This is a genomic window from Bacillus sp. FSL P4-0248 (assembly GCF_038593305.1).
Lineage (GTDB): Bacteria > Bacillota > Bacilli > Bacillales > Bacillaceae > Bacillus > Bacillus safensis.
On record NZ_CP151983.1, the window covers coordinates 1,138,894 to 1,160,049 of the forward strand.

The window sequence follows — 21,156 nt, forward strand, 5'->3', positions numbered from 1 at the left end:
TTAACGTAAGACTTAAAAAATTAAACATGAATGTTAGGAGGCTTTAGCCAATGGAGCATACATCTGTTTCATCACTCGTTGTCGTTATCATTGTCGCCTTTTTCACCCCTATTTTATTGCACCGATTTAAGCTGACCATTCCGGTCGTTGTAGCTGAAATCATCATGGGGCTCATCATTGGGAAAAGCGGTCTTCAACTGGTTGTCGAACATGATGCGTGGTTAGATACATTATCCATGCTCGGTTTTATTTTTCTGATGTTTTTAAGTGGACTTGAAATAGATTTTTCTTCTTTTGAGTCAAAGAAGAAAGCACGAGAACTTCCAAATGGTTTAAAAGAACCAAATACATTTAAAGCTGCCACCATTATTTTTCTTGGGGTATTTTGTATTTCTTTTATTCTGTCCTATGCGTTTGTACTCGCAGGGTTTATCCAAAATGCCTTTTTAATGACGCTCATTATCTCTACCATCTCATTAGGCGTAGTGGTCCCAACTTTAAAAGAGGAAAAGTTGATGCAGACGAATATCGGTCAAATCATTCTGCTTGTAGCTGTCATTGCCGATTTGGTCACGATGATTTTGCTTGCTGTGTTTTCCTCCATTTATGGAGATGGAACAGGGAACATGTGGCTCCTGCTCTTATTATTTGCTGCAGGCATTCTTCTTTATTTATTTGGCCGCGTATTTAAGACAAAGTCAATTTTTCAGTCGATGTCTAAAGGGACCGTGCAAATTGGGACAAGGGCAATCTTTACTCTCATTATAGTCTTAGTTGCCTTATCTGAATCACTCGGGGCTGAAAATATTCTAGGGGCGTTTTTAGCTGGCGTGCTTGTGTCCCTTCTTTCACCAAATAAAGAGCTCGTTCAGCAGCTGGACTCATTTGGCTATGGATTTTTAATCCCGATCTTTTTTGTGATGGTCGGAGTAGATCTGAATATATGGGCACTGTTTAAGGACCCAAACATCATGATCATGATTCCGCTGCTGTTTATTGCGCTGCTTATAAGTAAGCTCATTCCGATTCTTTATTTGAAAAAATGGTATGACATGAAAAAGGTCATTGGCTCCGGCTTTTTATTAACTTCAACGCTATCTCTCGTCATTGCAGCTGCGACGATTGGTGAGCGGCTCGGTGTCATTGATCATAAAATGTCAGGGGCGCTGATTTTAGTTGCTGTGCTAACGAGTATTTTAACACCTGTTTGGTTTAAAGCGCTGTTTAAAAAAGAACAAGCGGCAATCCATAAGAAGCGTGTGACCTTTATTGGAGCAAATCAGCTGACCTTACCTGTCACACTTGACTTACATCAGGATGAATATGACATTCGGATTTTGCATGTTTTTCAAGAAAATAAGGAAGCACTGCTGGCAGACTCTATCTTTGAAGTCGAATCAATTGAACAATACGACGATGAGACGCTGAGAAAGGCAGGCGTTGGCCAAGAGGATGTCCTTGTCGTCGCAACAGGCAGTGAGACGAAAAATAAGGAAATTGCTTTATTTGCAAAAGAAGAAGGTTCAAAACAAGTCATTGCAAGTGTCAACAAAGCAGAGGCAGAGCTGACATTGAAGGAAGCGGGAATTGATACGTTTTCTACTTTCCTGTCATCTAAAACGGTGCTAAGAGCTTTGATTGAAGCACCTGATGCGATTCGATTGCTAACAAATGAGGATTCTTCTTTGTATCAAATTCAAATGAACAATCATCGTTATCATAATGTCATGCTGAGAGAATTTCCTTTCACCGGTGATTTGGTATTTGTCCGTATTTTCAGAGGGATAGACAGCTTAGTACCGCATGGAGATACGACACTCAGAAGCGGCGACCGTGTGCTTGTATCGGGCTCTCGTGAGTATGTGGCAGGACTAAGAGCCCAATTAGAATGACAATGAACCCTTGACCAATGAACAATTCCTGATTAAGATAGAGGTACAACATCATATATTTGATCCACTAGGGGAGTCCTTTAAAAGGGCTGAGATAAAAGTGTCGACTTTTAGACCCTCATTACCTGAACAGGTTCATACCTGCGTAGGGAAGTGGTGCGGTTTTTGACTATGCTTTTTACAAATTCCAAGCCACTTTCCACGCGGAAAGTGGCTTTTTTATATGGAAAAACAGGAGGAGAGGAACATGACGTTTTCAACAGAATGTAAAGAGGCTGCAGCAACATGGTGGAATGGAAGCTTTACACATCCTTTTGTCAAAGGGATTGGAGATGGCACACTTTCACTCGATCGTTTCACCTATTACGTGATGCAGGATTCGTATTATTTAACTCATTTTGCAAAGGTGCAGGCATATGGAGCGGCGATTAGTGAGGACTTACATACGACGGGCAGAATGGCGTATCATGCTCAGGGCACGTATGAAGCAGAGCTGTCGCTGCATAGGAAATTTACAGAGCTTCTGCAGATTTCTGATGAAGCCATTGAGAACTTTAAGCCTTCTCCCACTGCTTATGCGTATACCTCTCATATGTACCGATCTGTAAAAAGCGGACGGTTTGAAGAGATTTTAGCCGCGTTATTACCATGTTACTGGCTCTATTATGAGGTAGGTGAAAAGCTGAAACAAACAACACCTGACCATCCGATTTATCAAGAATGGATTTTGACATATGGAGGCGATTGGTTTAAGGAACTTGTCTTCGAACAGGTGAACCGCTTTGATGAACTCGCGGAAAAAGCACCAGAACATGTACGGGCCAATATGAAAGAAAATTTTGTGATTTCAAGCTATTACGAATATCACTTCTGGGAGATGGCGTATCAAAAAGAAATGTGGCAAACAGCATGCTTAGATGGGGTTGGTGCAAATGGAACTCCACGCAGTGACAAATGATTCCCTTCCTGCGGGTGAACTGATCAAACAAATAAAAGCCATTGCGTCTGAAGTGGATTTTATTCATATTCGGGAACGGTCTAAAACAGCAAGTGAGCTTGTTGATCTCGTGAAAAATCTCCTTTTAGAAGGTGTGCCGAAAGAAAAGCTCGTCATCAATGACCGAGTAGACGTTGCGCTGCTTACCAATATTCACAGGGTGCATCTCCCGGGCCACAGCTTTTCGCCAAAAGAGCTGCGAAAAAAATTTCCTCACCTTCATGCGGGAGTATCTGTCCATTCGATAGAAGAAGCGAAAGCAGCAGAGAAAAATGGAGCAGAGTATGTCATGTTTGGGCACGTATATGCCACCTCTTGTAAACCAGGACTTCAGGCAAGAGGTGTACAGCTTGTGAAGAAACTGACTTCTGCACTAACAATTCCAGTGGTGGCCATCGGCGGGGTGACCCCAGAACGAGTTCCAGAATTGAAACAGGCAAATGTGAAAGGAATTGCTGTCATGTCTGGGATTTTTGCTCATCATCAGCCGCGTATGATGGCACAAGCATTTTCTGAAAAGGTAAAGGAGAATCCTTATGAAAAAGCATTATGACGTTGCAATCATTGGTGGTGGAATCATAGGGATGTCCATCGCTTATCACCTTGCAAAAGCAGGAAAACAGGTGGTCTTATTTGAAGCGAATGAGATAGGGAAGCAAACGACAAGTGCGGCTGCCGGGATGCTCGGTGCACATGCGGAAGGAGAGGGTCATGAGGATGTTTTCTTTCAGGCAGGCAGAGCAAGCCAGGCATTGTACGAAAAATTAAAAGTCGATCTTCTTCATGAATCAGGCATTGATATTCGAACTTCAGCGGGCGGTATCATGAAGGTCGCCTTTACAGAAGAAGAGAAACAAGCCCTTTGCCGGATGCAGCATTTGTCTACATTTAAATGGCTTGACGCAAGCAGCGTAAAAAAATGCATGCCTCAAGTTACAGATCACATGCTGGGAGCAGGTTTGATTGAAGAGGATGTGCATGTGGAACCTTACGCTGTATGCAGGGCTTTATGGCAGGCGGCTGTCCGGTACGGGGCAGATGTGAAAGAGTGTACACCTGTGATCGAAGTGAAGCGGGACAAAGAAGCGTTAACTGTCAGAACAACGAAGGGCACATTCACATGTGATGACCTGACAGTCGCAAGTGGTGTATGGTCTGGCCGTTTTTTTGAAGAACTCGGATTATCTCATTCTCTTTATCCAGTAAAAGGGGAATGTGTGTCTGTATGGAATAATGGTCCGGCGCTCGCACACACCATTTATCATGATCATTGTTATATCGTTCAGCGAGATAGCGGAAAGCTTGTTATCGGCGCAACAATGAAGCCAAACGAGTGGCAGGCTGTTCCAACGCTTGGCGGCATGGAAGCTGTGATTCAAAAGGCGTCTCAGCTTATGCCTTCTATTAAGGAGATGCCGATTGAAGAGTGCTGGGCTGGCCTTCGTCCGGCGACAAACGACCGGCATCCTTATATCGGAAGACATCCAGAAGACAAGCGTATTCTTTTTGCTGCAGGGCATTACAGGAACGGTATTTTACTAGCGCCGATTACTGGAGAAATCATTCGTGACCTGATATTAGACGAACCGGTCAAAGAGGAATGGCTTCATGCGTTTCGTATTGGACGAAAGGAGGCACTATTCGTATGAAGATTCAATTGAATGGCAGAATCGTTGATTTCGATCAAGAGAATGGAACGATCTATGATCTGCTATCAGCCTATCAGCTTGAAAACCGTGTGGTGATCGTTGAAAAGAACCATGAAATCATTGATAAAGAAGCGTTTCAACAAGTAGAAATTCAACCAAATGACACGATTGAAATCGTTCATTTCGTAGGAGGAGGATGATCGAATGCTGCACATTGGCGGAAAAACATTCACATCAAGACTATTACTAGGAACAGGAAAGTACCCATCATTTGAGGTTCAAAAAGAAGCGGTGAACGTATCGGAAGCCGAAATTTTAACCTTTGCTGTCAGAAGAATGAACATATTCGAAGCATCTCAGCCTAATTTTTTGGAGCAGCTTGATTTATCAAAATATACGCTGCTTCCGAATACAGCTGGAGCAAGTACAGCAGAAGAGGCAGTGCGTATTGCCCGTTTAGCAAAGGCTTCTGGGCTTTGTGACATGATCAAGGTAGAAGTCATTGGCTGTTCAAGGTCTCTTCTGCCAGATCCAGTTGAAACATTAAAAGCATCTGAAATGCTGCTCGAAGAAGGATTTATCGTGCTGCCATATACATCTGATGATGTGGTGCTGGCAAGAAAATTAGAAGAACTCGGTGTCCATGCCATCATGCCTGGTGCTTCACCGATTGGTTCAGGCCAAGGCTTACTAAATCCTCTGAATCTCTCATTTATTATCGAGCAGGCGAAGGTGCCGGTCATTGTTGATGCTGGCGTAGGTTCTCCGAAGGATGCAGCTTATGCGATGGAGCTTGGAGCTGACGCTGTATTACTAAACACCGCTGTGTCCGGTGCAAAGGATCCTGTGAAAATGGCAAAAGCAATGAAACTGGCGATTGAATCAGGAAGACTAGGCTTTGAGGCAGGACGTATTCCGCTAAAAAACTATGGGACAGCGAGCAGTCCACAGGAAGGAATGCCGTCATTTTGAGCACTCGTTATTCACGCCAGGAGCTTTTTCAGCCAATCGGAACAGAGGGTCAAAAGCGGCTAAATGACTCAAAGGCAGTTATTGTTGGAGCGGGGGCACTTGGAACCGCAAGTGCTGAAATGCTCGTTCGTGCCGGCGTTGGTTCTGTCACCATTTTGGACCGAGATTATATTGAATGGAGCAACCTTCAGCGTCAGCAGCTTTACACGGAGCAAGACGTGAAGGATCGGCTGCCAAAAGCTGTGGCGGCTGAAAAAAGACTCAAGCAAGTAAACAGTGACGTGCACATCAAAGGAATCGTAATCGATGTGACTGCTCACAATATTGACGAACTTGTCAGTGAGGCTTCAATCATTGTCGATGCAGCGGATAATTTTGAGGTGAGAATGATCGCAAATGATGCCGCTGTCAAACATCAAATTCCGTTCCTTTATGGTGCCTGTGTAGCAAGTTACGGCATTCAATTCACTGTGATTCCTGGTGAGACGCCGTGTTTACACTGTCTGCTTGAACATTTACCTGCACAAGGCATGACATGTGATACTGCAGGTATCATCAGTCCAGTTGTGCAGCAGGTGGCCGCATATCAAGTGGCAGATGCACTTAAATATTTAACAGGACATCAAGTGACGCCAATTTTAAAATCCTTCGATTTATGGAAAAATGAACGGTCTGATATTCGATCGGCCGCGTCTTTAAAGAAGAAGCAATGTCCAAGCTGTGGACTGAAGACCTATCCATTTCTTTCATATGACAAGAGAGCGAAGGCAGATGTACTATGCGGCCGCAATACGGTACAAATCCGCAGTGCAGCAGAAACACCGCCGCCTTTACATGAAGTAGCTCTTCGGTTAAAGAGGGCAGGAATGGATGTGCTTGAGAATCCATATTTGCTTTCGTGTCAAAAGGATGAGTTTAAGCTTGTCTTATTTAAAGATGGCAGAGCACTTGTTCATGGTACGAATGATATTGCCAAAGCAAGAACTATTTATCATCAATGGATTGGCTAATGAGAGGTGTGAAGAAATGATCAAAAAAGCATTCACAATCGCGGGTTCTGATTCTGGCGGCGGAGCAGGCATTCAGGCAGATTTGAAAACTTTTCAGGAGCTCGGTGTGTACGGAATGTCTGCGATCACAGCGATTACTGCGCAAAACACACTAGGTGTTCACGGGATATACCCGCTTTCAATTGAGGCGTTAGAGCGTCAAATAGATGCAGTGGCAGAAGACTTACTGCCAGATGCCGTCAAAACAGGGATGCTGTGGAGTGCAGACATGATTAAAATAGTAGCTGAAAAAACGGTTCAATATGAAATGAAGCTGATTGTAGATCCAGTCATGATCGCAAAAGGAGGGGCCTCTTTATTAAATGAAGATGCGGTCTCTGCGATGAAAACACACTTGCTGCCTGTCAGCTATGCTGTAACACCGAATCTTCCTGAGGCAGAAGTACTAACAGGCATACGTATTCAGACGAAAGAGGACCGCTATGTGGCAGCGGAGCGTCTTTATGAGCTTGGCACGAAACATGTCGTGATCAAAGGCGGCCATGGTCCATCTGATGGGATGATTTCAGACCTGCTGTATGATGGAAAAGGCTTTATTGAAGTCACAAATGAACATATTGATACACCGCATACACATGGTACAGGCTGCACGTTTGCAGCAGCATTAACAGCTGAAATTGCGAAAGGATATTCGATGAAGGAAGCCTTTGAAACAGCAGAAACCTTTGTCCATGAAGCCATTAAATTCCCTTTACGTATTGGATCTGGACATGGGCCTACGAACCACTTTGCTTATCAGCAAAACAGAATCAAACGATAACCGAATCGAACCGTCTTCACTTGTGAGGGCGGTTTTTTCGTGAAAATGAAACTTTCTTTCAGCGGAAATTGTCATTCTCTTATGATCTGTGATAATATTATGATCAGGTACTAATACTATGTCTTGAAAAAATAGGAGGCTTTATTACATATGAACTTTTCTTTAGAAGGCCGTAATATCGTGGTGATGGGTGTTGCCAATAAACGAAGCATCGCTTGGGGAATTGCCCGCTCACTTCATGAAGCTGGAGCTCGTTTGATTTTTACTTATGTTGGAGATCGTCTTGCTGAATCGGTAAAAGAGCTGGCAAGCACACTTGAGCGTGATGATTCAATTATTCTTCCATGTGACGTGACAAGTGACGAAGAAATCGAAAAATGTTTCGCTGCAATTAAAGAAAAAGTACAAGTCATTCATGGCGTTGCACATGCCATTGCATTTGCAAACAAGGAAGAGCTTGTTGGCGAATACTTGAACACGAACCGTGAAGGTTTCCTTTTGGCGCACAATATTAGTGCATACTCATTAACTGCTGTAGCAAAAGCAGCACGTCCATTAATGACAGAGGGTGGAAGCATTGTGACGCTTACATACCTAGGCGGAGAGCGTGTTGTATCAAACTACAACGTAATGGGTGTAGCGAAAGCATCACTTGAAGCAAGTGTGAAATATTTAGCAGCTGATTTAGGCGCAGAAGGCATCCGCGTGAACAGTATTTCTGCTGGTCCAATTCGTACGTTATCTGCAAAAGGCATCAGCGGCTTTAATACCATTCTGAAGGATATTGAAGAGCGTGCACCGCTCCGCCGTACAACAACTCCTGAAGAAGTTGGCGATACAGCTCTATTCTTATTCAGTGATCTATCTCGCGGCATGACAGGTGAGAATCTGCATGTTGATTCTGGCTTCCATATCATTGCCCGCTAAACGAATACAAGACTTGCAGCATACCGATGAAGGGTATGCTGTTTTTTTATTTTTCTTCTGATTTGAGGCCTCCGTTCATATATATAAGGAATGAATCATTCGGGAGGGATTAGTATGTCAAATAAAGGTGATGAGAATCAAAAGCCGCTGATGTATATTGTTCAGCCGAGCTATCAAGAATCAAAGCCGGCCATGCAAAATATTGTGAGAAAGCGAAAGAAATCAGAAAAACAGCCAGAAAGTGAGCCCAATACAAAAGATGTGATCAAAGAAAGCAAGCAGGAGGAACCTGCAGCTCAAGAAATAGAGCATAAAAAAGAAGCCGAGCCGCCTAAACTTCAACATGAACGAGAAATAACACAAGAAGCTGAGTTTACAGAAGAACAAGAGATCCCACAAGAAGCAGGGCCTGCACAGGAACAAGAGGCTACACAAGAAGCCGAGCCTGCGCAGGAACAAGAGATCACACAAGAACCAGAGATCATACAAAAGCGAGAGCCTCAAGAAGAAGAGGGAAACCAGCCAGAAGGTGTCTTTCATGAAACAAAAGAAGAACCAAGAAGAAAACGAGTGAAAAAGCCTTTAAGTCAGATGAGTATTGATGAAAAAGTCGATTTTCTCACAAGACTGCCTCATAATATGCCAAGGGCTCTTTGTCTGATTGAAGCTGATGGTAAAACATATCGAGGGATCATCATGGATCGAAAAGATGATACTGTGATCATTCGTACAGCAGGCGGGGGAAATCCAGTCGAATTAGCGATTGCTGAGATTTCTTCCATCCACCCGCTAGGTTTTTAACTAATAAAAAAAGTCCCATTTAGGGACTTTTTTTGTTAGCAGTTACGATTGATGAGTCTTGGGTTTAGGCACTCGATTGCGCAGAAGCAGTCAAGGTCTACTTCAACACAATACTTCGATTTTTCTAATCGGAACACATCACATAGGGAATCTTTATCTGTAAAATCTAAAATATGACGGTCTTTGTCAAATGCGATAAGCAAGCTGAGTGTTGCACAGTGATCACAGATATGTTCGACTCTGAAAAATGCAGTACTGAAGCAAGGGCCTGCATCTACTTCTCCGACGTTTCCGAATGCGACGAATGGTTTTGATTTGGATGTAAAGAGAACAAACGGGACAGTGTCACCTAATGAATGTGATGGAGAAAGGAGATTGCTGTAACAGCTGGTCGGGCAATCTTCTTTGACAGCATTTTGCAAGTCGCTAATGTTTTCAACAGCCTCTGTTACACAGCTCCATGAATGATTGCGGCTCATATTCAACCCTCCTATACTAGGAAATTTGTTTGAGTGTTTGAGCACTGTCATCATCTTCAAGCTATCTTTGCCGGCTCATGCATCTACTTTTAACCAATGCGGAAGCAGCCGCTTCTTATGCTGACTGCTCCGCATGATTGGCTGTCATTCGTGAGGAAGGGGATGCTTTGACTCATGACAAGTTAGATGAGCGGCCTGTTGATTTAGCCGTGGTGATGATGCTTTTTATCTTTTGATGGCATGACTCTGTCGACAAGCTCTGGGTTTAAGCATTGGATTGCGCAGAAGCAGTTTAGATCAACCTCAATACAAAAGTCCGTTTTTTCTAGACCAAAGAAGTCAGGGTCACAAGGGTGACATACGCTTAGCGTATGTCCGTGTACATCAACAGGTCTTAATACAGATAACGTAGCACAGCAGTCGTGTAATTTTTCAACCCGGAAGAAAATAGATTCGAAGCATTGGCAATCGTCAACGAATCCTCCGATGTTTCCGAAAGTAGAGAACAACCCGCCCTTTTTATCAAAAAGTAAAAACGGAATCGTATCTTTTCCAGAAACTGTTGGGCTTAATAAATTACTGTAGCAGCTCGTAGGACATTTATCTTCTACAGCTTCCTGCTCTGCTAAAATCTTATCAACCGCATCGCATACACAGTTTTCATCATGTCGGCCATGGTGTTTTCCGCAGCTCATGGATTTCAGCTCCTTTAACAAGGTATTTGACTTTAGTCCTTAACAACATATGTATGCGCCCTCTAGTTGGTGTGGGTAAATGACCATTTATATTTGATGTATTTTGATAAAAGGAAAAGCAGAGCTTTTCGCTCTGCTTTTGTACATTAGAGGATACCGATTGCAACGATTGTCGCAACAAGTGTTTGAGTAAGTGTTTGGATTGCGATAGAGATGTCCGCATCGATTGTAGATACTGTAACGTTTCTTGAATTTTCGATGACAAGTTTTTGGCGGTTTGTTTGTTTGTGAGTAGCAGCTTGTAAAAGATCCTGCGTAACGCGGTCTGCCAAATCACCGTCAGCGATTGAGATATTTGTAATAGTGATGATCGCTGTTTGAATCGCTACTTGGATAGATGCTGCAACCTGTGCATCAACAGAAGAGACGTTAATGTCACAAGAGTCTCTGACGATAATGACTTCTTCAGATGTCTGCTTTGTGAAACTTACTTGATCCAAGTCTTGTAAGACATCTTCATCATCATAATAGTCGTCACAAAGTGCTTTTCTTTCATAGTTGCAATCGTCGTGGTGTCTGTGATGTCCGTGGTGTCCGTGGTGTGTACAGTTACGATCTAGAGCGACCCAAGAATATGGTTTAGAATCCATTTCTATTCCTCCTTCCGTTTACTTTATTAAATGCTGGAATGCGTGGTTTTGTCTCGGGCATTTACCCTAGCAGGCAACCCATTTTTATTTAATCGTTATTACGCTGCGCATCACGGCGTTGCTGAATACGATTTCGAAGTGAATTTCGTTTTGGACGTACTTTTGGTTCAGGCTCTACTTGTTCCGGCTGTTTTGCTGCCTCAGCCTGCCTTTTTTTCTCCTGCTGCTGTTCTACGAAATCATTTGCTTTCTTTTGCAAGTCCTCCACTAATTTCAAAATCATTCTTCTTTGATCATCTGAGATATTTGCTTTCTGATCATCAGTAATATTGTTTTTGTTTAACACATCACTGACAAGAAGACTTGTTAATGGATCAATATCAGTATTGATTTGAAACTCCTTTTTTTCGTTCTCTTCAGCCACGATGATTTCACCTCTTTCATACGTCATGTTAGAAAAAGAAAGGGTCAAAGAATGCCGGCTTCAACTAAGAGTACATTCAATGTTTGAGTGAGAATTTGGACGGAGTTTATAATGGATGCATCTGATAATGTAATCGTAATGTTATGGCAGTTGATGATTTGAATCACAGTTTTCTTTTGGACTGTCACTTGTTGTGTGGATAAAAGCTGATCTGTGATGTCGGCAGCCACTTCATCGTCTGGTACAAGAATTTGGATTAAAAGAGTAATGATTGTCGTTACGGTCGCTTGAAGGGAGAGTGCAGCTGTTACATCTGTTTTATGAATTGTGACATTTTCGGAATCTTTGATCTCAATGAAATCATCATAATTGCTGATTAATTCGTTTAACAGTTGTGTATATAATATTTCAGCACTTTCTTCAATAGACAATACTTTCACTCCTTTCTTATCTATACATTATTTAATGCAGCAAGGACGCAAGGTGGAATCGGAAAGTGTGAAAAAGTACAACCCAATTTTATTTCCGCTCGATTCATCATGACGATCTTTTTTCTTGCATATATAAAGAAAGGACGGAAAAAGAAGAAAGAAGGAGGTGGAGGCTTCTGAGCGGTGCTTTGTCATTTGTCGTGTTTGCCCTCGCATCCTTTAGACTGACGAGACTGATTGTGTTTGATACCATTACGGCCCCTTTCCGCCGTCTATTTCATGAAGAACAGGAAGAGGTAAACGAACAAGGTGAGGTCGAAACATATATCATCATTAAAGGGGAAGGACTGCGGTCTTGGGTTGGAGAACTGTTAAGCTGTTATTGGTGTACTGGCATATGGTGCACTGCTGCCTTACTTCTGATATACATACTTTTTCCTGTCATCAGCATGTGGCTTAATTTACTATTAGCGATTGCCGCAGCAGCAGGCATCATTGAAGCGGTCGTCTCAAAGCTTGTGAAATAAACAGGCATTCTGATCAGACACGCTTTCAACAAATGCATATACTATCATGGAATAGGAAAGGAAGGGTTGCGATGAAACCAAACGAAACGCCGTCACATACGCTTCAAGGTTATCCAGCGCAGTCAAATCAACAATCTGTATATACGAAGAAAATCAAGAAAACAGGCTGCGGCTGTGGAAACAAAAAGAAACCTAAATAGAAGAGAAAAACAAAAGCCGGATTTATCCGGTTTTTTTGTTGCCCTTTTTTTGAGTGATGCATATGTAAGAGGGAAGGGGTGACCAGAATGGATGCATTCGAACAATTAATTGGTTCCTTGTTCACTAAACCCCATGATGGGAAAGAACAAGCGCACGAGAAGGCTGAAATGGATCTAACGGATAAAGCGAATGATCTTGAGGAGCACTTAAAAGAATTTGGCGTGAAGATGGAGGCTTTTGCGAAAGAAACAGAAGCATTCATGATGCGTCATAGAGAGGCAGATTACGTATTTAAACAGCAGAAATAAAAATTCCGCACTTTTTTATGTGATCGTCCAAACCATTTCTTTCATTTTTCATACTTTGTAAGGGAGAAGAGGAGGTGCTTATATATGAGTTGTTACGGTGGCGGTTCTTGCGGCGGCTACGGAGGTGGCTACGGCGGCGGATATGGATCAACATTTGTTCTTGTCGTTGTGCTTTTCATCCTTCTAATTATCGTTGGTGCTTCTTTCTTTAACTACTAAAAAGTAAGAAGGTGAGGGAAGCAAGGGGGAAGCCTTTTGCTTTCCTTTCTCTTTGATCAAACAAGGCTTTAGGATAGGCACATATCTCGCCTATTTTCATATAGTAAGGTGATTACTCCACAAAGAGGAGGCAAATGAATGGATAATAAATTCTTTAAAAGCGTAGAAAACAAAACCGGTGTGAATATGAATGATGTGTTTAAACTTGCAGGTTCTTTGCAAAATGCCAACTTTAAAGATGAGAATACCGTTCGAGGTGTCATTAAAAAAGTAGCGCAGCTTGCGAACAAACGTGTACCTAAAGAAATGGAAGACAAAATCGTTCAATCGATTACAAGTGGAAAAGAAAAGCTTGATTTCAATACAATCTCTAAAATGATGAACAACAAAAAATAAACAACAGGCTCTCCGTTTAAAGGGGGGCCTGTTGTTTTTGCGTAAATAATTCACGGTTTTTCTTTAGAAGAGGATATAAAAAGCGAGAACGATGAGCCGTTTTTCCTCGTCTAAATGATGGAACAGACAGATAAAGAGATTGTTCAGCTCTTGTCATGGCAACGTATAATAAACGGCGCTCTTCTTCCAGCGCTTCTTCATCACCGTTTCTGAGTTCATCCAGTGAGAAATCATGGGGCAGTGCCCCGTCGACCACACAAGTGATGTATACTGTCTGGAACTCAAGTCCCTTTGCGCGGTGGATCGTCATGAGCTGAACACCGGGTTCATCTGTTTTTTCCTTTTCGGCAGACTTCATATGTTCGGCATGTGCGAGAAAGGCTTCAATCGTTTCAAAGCGTTTGGCGGCTGTTTTCACATCACGTACATCATCCGCTCCTTTTTCAAGTACATTCGTATCGTTCACCCGTTTTTTTAAGTAATCCCCGAGTCCCATCTTTTGTTCAATAAATGTCACTGCGTCCGATGGCTTTAACGTCCGTAACGTTCGGAACAAAGGAACAATTGATTGCAGCTTTTTCCGCTGAAACGGCTGTATATCTGTCAGTTTTCCGAGCGCTTCTACCATTGAGCAATCTTCTGTGATGGTCAGTGCCTTTAGTGTATTCAGGGTTTGCTGCTTTAAAAAGAAAACCGGCAGCAGCTGTTTTATGGCGGCCACATCATCTGCATCCTGACTTAAGGAAAGAAAGGCGAGGAGAACCCGAACCATTCGTCTGCTGTAGAAGGCTTTGACGCCGGCATCCGTTTCATACGGAATGGCCGATTGATGCAGCCGTTCATAAATCGCACGGCCGCCTGTGTTCGTTCGAAACAGCACGCAGAAGTCATTCGGCTTTGCACCGTTTTTAATTTTCTCCTGAATATCTGCGACAATCATCGTCGCTTCCTCTTCTTCATCATATGGATAAAAAAGCGTCGGGGGAATTTTCTCCGCGCGCACGGCTTTTAACGTCTTCTCATAGCGATGCTGATTTTTCTTAATAATCGCATCAGCACTTGCGACAATCGTATGGTGAGACCGGTAATTCGCATGTAAATGGACGATCTGAGCCGAAGGATAGTCCTGTTTGAATTCAAGAATGAAAGCAGGATTGCTCCCTCTAAAGGCGTAAATGGCTTGATCATCATCCCCTACACAAAATAACTGCTCTGATTCTCCGGATAAAAGCTGAATCAATTGATATTGTACTGGATTAATATCCTGAAATTCATCCACTAAAATATACTGGAATCGTTCTTGATACCGTTTTAGCAGTTCGGGCTGTTCTGTCAGCATATGTAAGCAGGCAATCGCCATATCATCAAAGTCAAATTGCTGATTGTCTCGTTTTTGCTGTTCATATGATTGATAGATCGTCCACATATGTTTTTCCTTTTCATCCTTCAAATCAGGAAGTTCACCTGGTAAAAAGGCATTTTTCCAATAGCCGATCGATTGCAGTACTTGATCAGTAGGGTAGTCTTTTTCATCAAGCCCTTCATTCATTATGGCTTTTCGAATGTATTGCTCCTTTTGCCAGTCAAACTTGATCAGATGCTGGCCGTTCCATTTGCTTGCGTCATCGTGAAGCAGCATTTTATAAAAAAGACTGTGGAAGGTGCCTGTTACCACTTGACTGGCTTGTGAAGGATGAAGCTGATATTGCTTACGCAGCCTTTCTTTCATCTCATTGCTCGCTTTTGTGGTGAAAGTCACGAGTAAAATATGGTGAGCAGGAATATGATGATGGGACATGAGATAAGCCGCTCTAGCCGTCAGGACTCTTGTTTTCCCGCTGCCGGCACCAGCCAGCACAAGCATCGGACCATCTTGATGTGTGACAGCTTGAAGCTGCGGTGTGCTGAAGGTGATATGCGGAAAGAGGTCGATCGTATGAACTTGTTCATTCTCTTCTAAATGTAAGGCGTCGCTAAATTGAATTGACCTAGGTTCCTGCCAGTCATATGATTCGTTCGTTTGCGAGATGATCTGTTTCCCGGTTGGAAAACGGAAGCCGCCAAGTTCTTTATAAGAATCCCTTTCCTCTTGATCTGCCGTTTTATTGTGATCAGCTTGTTCACAAATCTCTTGCTGAGACATGTGCTTATGAATAAAGGCAGGTTCATCATGTATATTTAATCTAAAAAAGACCGGTTGTCCGCAATATGGGCAGAATAATTGTCCTTTTTTTCCCTCGTCATGGAGGAATTGATAGTGTTCTCTCGAATACGTATGTAATGAGATCGTTCGATCATGTCGTCGTGCGCATTTCAAAGCTAGTCCTCCAATAGTCAATCAATCTTAAAATGAAACACATCTAATCATATCAAATGAGGCGTGTTTCAAACAGTCATAATTAGGGAATAGTAGAGTAAGAGAGAAGCAAAGGAGGCGTTCTTGATGGGATATATAGCCCCGATTCAGCCGGATCTGTATTTTCAGTATATCAATCGTCCAGCTCCTCAGGATAAAGAAGACTACGCGAAAGTAACAAAGGTTACCCGCACCTTTCATGACAAGATTTACAGAGAGCTGGAGAAAAAAGAGGACTTAGTGACAGAAGCGGAAACGAAAGTACAGCAAAAAAAGCGGGAACGCTTTGTACGAGATATGTTTATGGAGGAAGGCAAGGGCGTTCATATCAATACGTATATATAAATGATTGCGCTTTCTTCCATTGGCGAACGATAATGAAAAAGAAAAAGCCAGGGCATCTTGAATGCTCTGGCTTTTCTTTTGGTCAAACAGACAGTGTTTTTGTCATTTTGACATGTTTGATTCCTGCTTCTTCAAACGGTTCAGAAACCGCTTTGTAGCCTTTCTTTTCGTAGAAAGGAAGAGCTTGGATTTGGGCATGCATAACCGCTTCTTTTGCTCCATTAGCAACCGCTTCTGTTTCTAGCGCCTCTAATAGCTTGTGGCCAAGGCCGAAGGAGCGCGCCTCTTTTAACACACAAATTCGTTCAAGCTTTGCCTTTGATCCCTCAATGATCCGCAGTCTAGCGGCCGCCTGAGGCTTTTTGTCATCATTGTAAATGACAAAATGGGTGGCTTTGTCTTCTAGTTCATCTATTTCGATCTCTATTGGAACTTCTTGTTCTTTTACGAATACTTCTTTTCGAACGTAATATGCATCTTCTCGTTGTGTTTGTTCTGTTGCGATGACTGTTTTCAAATGTCTTTAACCCTCTTCTCCTAAAATAAATGTTTCATAGACGGTCCAAGATCCGTTCTCTAATTGATATAAAAGGTGGAAGCGATCCACTGTTTCTTCATGGTCAATCTTTCTCAGCTTTAATGTGCCAAGTACGTCTGAATGCTCATCATCTGATAGTTTTTGAGCGACTGTCACATGCGGAACAAAGGCATATTCAGGTGTGCCGGCAAGTGGATCTGCGTACAATCTTTCATTGAGCGCCATGATGTCCTCGTTCGGTTCTACTTTCATATAAATGACGTTGTTTACAGGAGCGAATGAACTGAATTTTTTAATACGTAACGTAATAGGAGAAGCATTTTTTGCATAATCTCTTAACGTTGAGACGACCTCAGCCGCTTCTAGATCCGTTAATTCAAAAGGTGTTCTTAATGTTAAATGAGGCGGTATGAGTGCATAGTTCGGATCATAACGCTTCCGGTAAGAGTTCGCAATATCTTGCAATTTTTTTGATGGAAATATAACAACTCCGTATTTCATCATGTTCCCTCCTGAATAAGAAAGTATTTATTATTGTTTATTATAACAAAATTCAGTTGATTAACGAATATGGGAGCATTCTTTTTAACGAAGGCGCAATGAGCGGCTGCCAAAACGTCCATTTATGATCCCCTTCGAATGTCTCAAATAAATAATCCGCACCAGATTGTTCAAGAAGGGTCTTTAAATCTTCATTCGGCTGAACAAAATCAAGCACTTGGCCATCTGTTGTTTTCACAGCGGTTTCCTCAAGCCCAATTTGATGGATAATGGCATAATGAGAAAGGGCTGTCGACTGTTTGACGGCTTCTAAAACCGACTCGTCAACGTAAGGGGACTGCAAGATCAGCCCGCCAAATAAAGAAGGATAATCAATGGCTGTCATGAGGGAAATCGTCGCACCCAGTGAATCACCAATAAACGTCCGTCCTGATCCAATTTGATAGGTTGGATAGTGTTGATCAATATAAGGGACCAGTTCATTTGCTAAAAAGCGTTTATACGCTTCAAACTTTGTACCGTCTGGATGATACGTGTTTCGTCTTTCTGTGACATTTTCATAAGGAACACCAATGATAATCGAGCGTTCCATTTCTTTGTTTTGCATCAATTCTTCTGCCTGTCTGCCTATTTTGCCTAGGCGGAAATAATCATGACCATCCTGGGCAATGATGACATGATATGTATAAAGGGGGGAGTAATTGACTGGCAAATAGATCAAAATGGTCATGTCCGCCCCAAGTTCTTTTGACTGTAAGGTTTCTTCTTGAATGATTCCTGTTTTCTTCACCATAATCCATTCCTCCAGCTAACCAAATTCATCATAAAGTGAAACGTTTCCATTCATTGTAACATGAAAAACAGCATTGTTCCTATATGCTAACATGCAATCAAATCGTATAACATTCATTCTGTTATAAAATACAGAAAATTTTAATTAATCATGTCATTTCCCCTTGAAAAATGAGATTTAATGGGTTACAGTATTAAGAATTAGAACAGACAGACAACACATTCTTATCGTGAGAGGTGGAGGGACTGGCCCTTTGAAACCTCAGCAACCGGTATGCATCACTTCATGTGATGTACCAAGGTGCTAAATCCAGCAAGCAGCTTTTTTGCTTGGAAGATAAGAGGAAGCGATTAAACCCCTTCTTCTTATGAAGAAGGGGTTTTCTGTTTTGAAATCAGATTTTTACTTAGGATGGTGTCAAATGACAGAACATGTGGAAACGAAATTAGCGCAGATTGGAAACCGTAGCGAAGAGGTGACTGGCACTGTCAGTCCTCCCGTTTATCTTTCGACAGCATACAGACATAGAGGGATAGGGGAATCTACAGGATTTGATTACATTCGAACGAAAAACCCAACAAGACAGCTCGTAGAGGATGCAATTGCTTCACTCGAAGAAGGGACGGCCGGTTTTGCCTTCAGTTCGGGAATGGCGGCGATCCAAACGATCATGGCTCTATTTGAAAGCGGAGATGAACTCATCGTCTCTTCAGACCTATATGGCGGTACATACCGTTTGTTTGAAAACGAATGGAAAAAGTACGGCTTACGTTTTCTTTATGATGATTTTTCAGATGAAGACTGTTTACGCTCTAAAATCACGCCAAACACAAAAGCGGTCTTTATTGAAACACCGACAAATCCACTGATGCAGGAAGCAGATATTCAAAAAATAGCGAAGATTGCAAAAGATTATGGCACTTTGGTGATTGTCGATAACACCTTTTACACACCAGTCTTGCAAAAGCCCATTACGCTTGGAGCGGACATTGTCATTCATAGCGCAACCAAATATTTAGGTGGACATAATGACGTTCTTGCAGGGCTTGTCGTCACAAAAGGAGAGCAGCTGTCTGAAGACATGTTCCAGCATCAAAACGCGATAGGAGCGGTTCTATCACCATTTGACTCATGGCTTTTAATGAGAGGAATGAAAACTCTGGCTCTTAGAATGCGCCAGCACGAGGCAAATGCGAAGGAGCTGGCACAGTTTTTAGAGGAGCAGCCAGAAATTCAAGATGTGCTTTATCCAGGAAAGGGAGGCATGCTGTCATTCCGAGTAGCCAAAGAGGACTGGGTCAATCCATTTTTGAAGCAGCTGAAAACGATTTGTTTTGCTGAAAGCCTTGGCGGAGTCGAAAGCTTCATTACGTATCCTGCAACACAAACGCATATGGATATTCCAGAAGAGATTCGCATTGCAAACGGTGTATGTAACAAGCTGCTCCGTTTCTCTGTTGGCATCGAGCATGTAGATGATCTGAAATCAGACCTGAAACAGGCACTATCACAAGTAAAAGAGGAGGTACACGCCAAATGACCACACACGATTGGACACTCGAAACACAACTCGTTCATAATGCGTTTAAAACAGACCGTTCAACAGGTGCAGTCAGTGTACCGATTCAGCATGCATCCACATTTCATCAAAGCAGCTTCGATGAATTTGGCCAATATGACTACTCCAGATCGGGAACTCCGACACGTCAAGCATTAGAGGATACGATTGCGGCGCTGGAAGGAGGAACGAGAGGGCTTGCCTTTGCATCAGGCATGGCAGCCATTTCGACCGCTTTTCTTCTATTATCAAAGGGAGATCACGTCCTTGTCACAAGAGATGTGTACGGCGGGACTTTCCGGATGATCACCCAAGTTCTTTCAAGGTTTGGAATTGAGCATACCTTCGTGGACATGACGGATTTGAATGAAGTCAAAAGAGGCATTCAATCGAATACAAAGGTCATTTACATGGAAACACCGTCCAACCCAACACTAGGGATTACAGATATTGAAGGTGTCGTCCAGCTTGCGAAAGAGCATGACTGTCTGACTTTCTTAGATAATACGTTTTTAACCCCTGCGCTTCAGCGTCCGCTTGACCTTGGTGTTGACGTTGTTCTGCACAGCGCAACGAAATTTTTAAGCGGCCACAGTGATGTGCTGTCAGGCTTAGCCGTGGTGAAAGATGAGAAGCTGGGAGAGGAACTTTATTCGCTGCAAAACTCCTTCGGTGCGGTCCTTGGCGTGCAGGACTGCTGGCTTGTGTTAAGAGGGTTAAAAACCCTTCAGGTGAGATTAGAAAAAGCAAGCCAAACGGCCTTCGAACTAGCTTCATTTCTAAAAGAACATCCTGCGGTGAAAAAAGTATACTATCCAGGCTTAGACGATCATCCTGGGGCACACATTCAGCGCAAGCAAGCAAGCGGAGCTGGAGCCGTTCTCTCATTTGAACTAGAAAACCAAGCGGCTGTCAAAGAATTGGTGGATGCTGTCACATTACCTGTATTCGCCGTCAGCCTCGGCGCCGTTGAATCGATTCTGTCATATCCAGCCAAAATGTCACATGCGGCTATGCCAAAAGAAGAAAGAGAAAAAAGAGGGATTACAGATGGGCTGCTTCGTTTAAGTGTCGGAGTTGAAAACGGAGAAGACCTCAAACGCGACTTCAAACAAGCACTCGATCAACTAAAGCCCGTCCTTGTGAACCAATCATAAAGAAGGAGAGAAAAAAGCCGGCACAGCCGCCGGCTTTTTGACCTTTTTTGAACAAAACCATTGACGACTTAATATGATGGTTATATAATAGAGACTGTCAGTAAAAGAAAGCCCAGAACTGATACATAACCCGATTCCGTAGCTCAGCTGGGAGAGCGCTACCTTGACAGGGTAGAGGTCGCTGGTTCGAGCCCAGTCGGAATCATCGTTGAAACCCTTGCGTAGCAAGGGTTTTTTGTTTTTTTGACAACGAATATTTGTTCTTTTTCTTTTGATTGGGGACGAACTTTATCCGCCAGATTGTTGTTTTTCAGTTGGCAGGAGGTTTTGACTGATTGCCTAACGATCTTCTCGTCTTTACCTGTTTTTCTTTTCAGATCATCAATTGTTGGATTCTTACGAAAGCGACTCATACGATAAATCTTTCTCTCAAGATAAAACATACAATCACCACCAAAAACAATTTAATAGAATATAAGTTCGTGAAAGGTGTTTTGTTAAATGACACTA

The 21,156-nt window shown here is 42.6% G+C and carries 27 protein-coding genes, 1 tRNA gene and 2 riboswitches; of the genes, 19 read left to right on the forward strand and 9 right to left on the reverse strand.

Going from position 1 to position 21,156, the window contains the following annotated elements:
* Positions 1–50 precede the first annotated feature (50 nt).
* From NST65_RS05675 to NST65_RS05720, 10 genes are all read left to right on the forward strand, one after another.
* Positions 51–1,892: a monovalent cation:proton antiporter family protein gene (locus NST65_RS05675; RefSeq protein WP_081124262.1), complete on the forward strand. Its 1,842-nt coding sequence runs from the start codon at positions 51–53 to the stop codon at positions 1,890–1,892.
* A 59-nt stretch (positions 1,893–1,951) separates the two neighbouring features.
* Positions 1,952–2,061, forward strand: a riboswitch (TPP riboswitch).
* A gap of 78 nt (positions 2,062–2,139) precedes the next feature.
* On the forward strand, positions 2,140–2,850 hold the full coding sequence (gene tenA / locus NST65_RS05680; protein ID WP_095408208.1) for a thiaminase II: 711 nt from the start codon (positions 2,140–2,142) through the stop codon (positions 2,848–2,850).
* Positions 2,825–3,442, forward strand: a complete 618-nt coding sequence (tenI, locus tag NST65_RS05685) for a thiazole tautomerase TenI (protein ID WP_081124264.1) — start codon at positions 2,825–2,827, stop codon at positions 3,440–3,442. The genes tenA and tenI overlap by 26 nt, the downstream gene beginning before the upstream one ends.
* On the forward strand, positions 3,426–4,538 hold the full coding sequence (gene thiO, locus NST65_RS05690) for a glycine oxidase ThiO (RefSeq protein WP_081124265.1): 1,113 nt from the start codon (positions 3,426–3,428) through the stop codon (positions 4,536–4,538). The genes tenI and thiO overlap by 17 nt, the downstream gene beginning before the upstream one ends.
* A complete protein-coding gene (gene thiS / locus NST65_RS05695; RefSeq protein WP_024426466.1) occupies positions 4,535–4,738 on the forward strand; it encodes a sulfur carrier protein ThiS in 204 nt (67 codons plus the stop codon). The genes thiO and thiS overlap by 4 nt, the downstream gene beginning before the upstream one ends.
* A gap of 4 nt (positions 4,739–4,742) precedes the next feature.
* Positions 4,743–5,510, forward strand: a complete 768-nt coding sequence (locus tag NST65_RS05700; RefSeq protein ID WP_081124266.1) for a thiazole synthase — start codon at positions 4,743–4,745, stop codon at positions 5,508–5,510.
* Positions 5,507–6,520: a thiazole biosynthesis adenylyltransferase ThiF gene (locus NST65_RS05705; protein WP_081124267.1), complete on the forward strand. Its 1,014-nt coding sequence runs from the start codon at positions 5,507–5,509 to the stop codon at positions 6,518–6,520. The genes NST65_RS05700 and NST65_RS05705 overlap by 4 nt, the downstream gene beginning before the upstream one ends.
* Positions 6,521–6,536: 16 nt before the next feature.
* The gene (thiD, locus tag NST65_RS05710) at positions 6,537–7,340 is read left to right on the forward strand and encodes a bifunctional hydroxymethylpyrimidine kinase/phosphomethylpyrimidine kinase (RefSeq protein WP_046310584.1); all 804 of its coding nucleotides are present in this window, start codon (positions 6,537–6,539) and stop codon (positions 7,338–7,340) included.
* 150 nt (positions 7,341–7,490) lie between these two features.
* Entirely contained in the window at positions 7,491–8,267 is a 777-nt protein-coding gene (gene fabI / locus NST65_RS05715) for an enoyl-ACP reductase FabI (RefSeq protein ID WP_024425017.1), read from the forward strand.
* Between the two features lie 114 nt (positions 8,268–8,381).
* Positions 8,382–9,068, forward strand: a complete 687-nt coding sequence (locus tag NST65_RS05720) for a CotO family spore coat protein (RefSeq protein ID WP_034282029.1) — start codon at positions 8,382–8,384, stop codon at positions 9,066–9,068.
* A gap of 35 nt (positions 9,069–9,103) precedes the next feature.
* On the opposite strand, the gene NST65_RS05725 is transcribed toward NST65_RS05720, so the two are convergent.
* The 5 genes from NST65_RS05725 to NST65_RS05745 all read right to left on the reverse strand — a co-directional run bounded on the left by NST65_RS05725 (position 9,104) and on the right by NST65_RS05745 (position 11,756).
* The gene (locus NST65_RS05725; RefSeq protein WP_024426462.1) at positions 9,104–9,547 is read right to left on the reverse strand and encodes a CotY/CotZ family spore coat protein; all 444 of its coding nucleotides are present in this window, start codon (positions 9,545–9,547) and stop codon (positions 9,104–9,106) included.
* A gap of 203 nt (positions 9,548–9,750) precedes the next feature.
* On the reverse strand, positions 9,751–10,242 hold the full coding sequence (locus NST65_RS05730) for a CotY/CotZ family spore coat protein (RefSeq protein WP_003211658.1): 492 nt from the start codon (positions 10,240–10,242) through the stop codon (positions 9,751–9,753).
* Between the two features lie 146 nt (positions 10,243–10,388).
* Positions 10,389–10,892 carry a spore coat protein gene (locus NST65_RS05735; protein ID WP_034282028.1) on the reverse strand — a complete coding sequence of 168 codons (504 nt, stop codon included), beginning with the start codon at positions 10,890–10,892 and terminating at the stop codon, positions 10,389–10,391.
* A gap of 88 nt (positions 10,893–10,980) precedes the next feature.
* Positions 10,981–11,316 (reverse strand): hypothetical protein, encoded by a 336-nt coding sequence (locus NST65_RS05740; protein WP_034282321.1) that lies wholly within the window; start codon positions 11,314–11,316, stop codon positions 10,981–10,983.
* A 44-nt stretch (positions 11,317–11,360) separates the two neighbouring features.
* Positions 11,361–11,756 carry a spore coat protein gene (locus tag NST65_RS05745; RefSeq protein ID WP_240491035.1) on the reverse strand — a complete coding sequence of 132 codons (396 nt, stop codon included), beginning with the start codon at positions 11,754–11,756 and terminating at the stop codon, positions 11,361–11,363.
* 167 nt (positions 11,757–11,923) lie between these two features.
* On the opposite strand from NST65_RS05745, the gene NST65_RS05750 reads away from it, so the two are divergent.
* The 5 genes from NST65_RS05750 (at position 11,924) to NST65_RS05770 (ending at position 13,398) form a co-directional block, all read left to right on the forward strand.
* A complete protein-coding gene (locus NST65_RS05750; RefSeq protein ID WP_024426459.1) occupies positions 11,924–12,274 on the forward strand; it encodes a DUF1360 domain-containing protein in 351 nt (116 codons plus the stop codon).
* A 71-nt stretch (positions 12,275–12,345) separates the two neighbouring features.
* Positions 12,346–12,474 carry a hypothetical protein gene (locus NST65_RS05755; RefSeq protein ID WP_258521776.1) on the forward strand — a complete coding sequence of 43 codons (129 nt, stop codon included), beginning with the start codon at positions 12,346–12,348 and terminating at the stop codon, positions 12,472–12,474.
* An 87-nt stretch (positions 12,475–12,561) separates the two neighbouring features.
* A complete protein-coding gene (locus NST65_RS05760) occupies positions 12,562–12,783 on the forward strand; it encodes a hypothetical protein (RefSeq protein WP_034282024.1) in 222 nt (73 codons plus the stop codon).
* Between the two features lie 84 nt (positions 12,784–12,867).
* Positions 12,868–13,002, forward strand: coding sequence for a YjcZ family sporulation protein (locus NST65_RS05765; protein ID WP_034282023.1), 135 nt, complete (start codon positions 12,868–12,870; stop codon positions 13,000–13,002).
* Between the two features lie 138 nt (positions 13,003–13,140).
* Entirely contained in the window at positions 13,141–13,398 is a 258-nt protein-coding gene (locus NST65_RS05770) for a stage VI sporulation protein F (RefSeq protein ID WP_034282022.1), read from the forward strand.
* Positions 13,399–13,414: 16 nt separating this feature from the next.
* On the opposite strand, the gene NST65_RS05775 is transcribed toward NST65_RS05770, so the two are convergent.
* Complete coding sequence (locus tag NST65_RS05775; RefSeq protein ID WP_111927243.1) at positions 13,415–15,715, reverse strand: ATP-dependent helicase; 2,301 nt, start codon at positions 15,713–15,715, stop codon at positions 13,415–13,417.
* Positions 15,716–15,841: 126 nt separating this feature from the next.
* Between NST65_RS05775 and NST65_RS05780 the strand changes: the two genes are divergently transcribed.
* The gene (locus tag NST65_RS05780; RefSeq protein ID WP_003210759.1) at positions 15,842–16,099 is read left to right on the forward strand and encodes a hypothetical protein; all 258 of its coding nucleotides are present in this window, start codon (positions 15,842–15,844) and stop codon (positions 16,097–16,099) included.
* Between the two features lie 82 nt (positions 16,100–16,181).
* Here NST65_RS05780 and NST65_RS05785 read toward each other — a convergent pair whose 3' ends face one another.
* Genes NST65_RS05785 through NST65_RS05795 form a run of 3 tightly spaced genes read right to left on the reverse strand, consistent with a single transcriptional unit; the run spans position 16,182 to position 17,931 of the window.
* Positions 16,182–16,616, reverse strand: a complete 435-nt coding sequence (locus tag NST65_RS05785; RefSeq protein ID WP_046310592.1) for a GNAT family N-acetyltransferase — start codon at positions 16,614–16,616, stop codon at positions 16,182–16,184.
* Positions 16,617–16,622: 6 nt separating this feature from the next.
* Positions 16,623–17,138 carry a YjcG family protein gene (locus NST65_RS05790; protein ID WP_024426454.1) on the reverse strand — a complete coding sequence of 172 codons (516 nt, stop codon included), beginning with the start codon at positions 17,136–17,138 and terminating at the stop codon, positions 16,623–16,625.
* A 52-nt stretch (positions 17,139–17,190) separates the two neighbouring features.
* A complete protein-coding gene (locus NST65_RS05795) occupies positions 17,191–17,931 on the reverse strand; it encodes an esterase family protein (RefSeq protein ID WP_111927247.1) in 741 nt (246 codons plus the stop codon).
* Between the two features lie 221 nt (positions 17,932–18,152).
* Positions 18,153–18,274, forward strand: a riboswitch (SAM riboswitch).
* Positions 18,275–18,352: 78 nt separating this feature from the next.
* On the opposite strand from NST65_RS05795, the gene NST65_RS05800 reads away from it, so the two are divergent.
* From NST65_RS05800 to NST65_RS05810, 3 genes are all read left to right on the forward strand, one after another.
* On the forward strand, positions 18,353–19,471 hold the full coding sequence (locus NST65_RS05800; protein ID WP_111927249.1) for a methionine biosynthesis PLP-dependent protein: 1,119 nt from the start codon (positions 18,353–18,355) through the stop codon (positions 19,469–19,471).
* On the forward strand, positions 19,468–20,646 hold the full coding sequence (gene metC, locus NST65_RS05805; RefSeq protein ID WP_070325716.1) for a cystathionine beta-lyase: 1,179 nt from the start codon (positions 19,468–19,470) through the stop codon (positions 20,644–20,646). Before NST65_RS05800 ends, metC begins: the two co-directional genes overlap by 4 nt.
* Positions 20,647–20,778: 132 nt before the next feature.
* Positions 20,779–20,851: transfer RNA gene (locus NST65_RS05810), tRNA-Val, on the forward strand.
* Positions 20,852–21,156 lie beyond the last annotated feature (305 nt).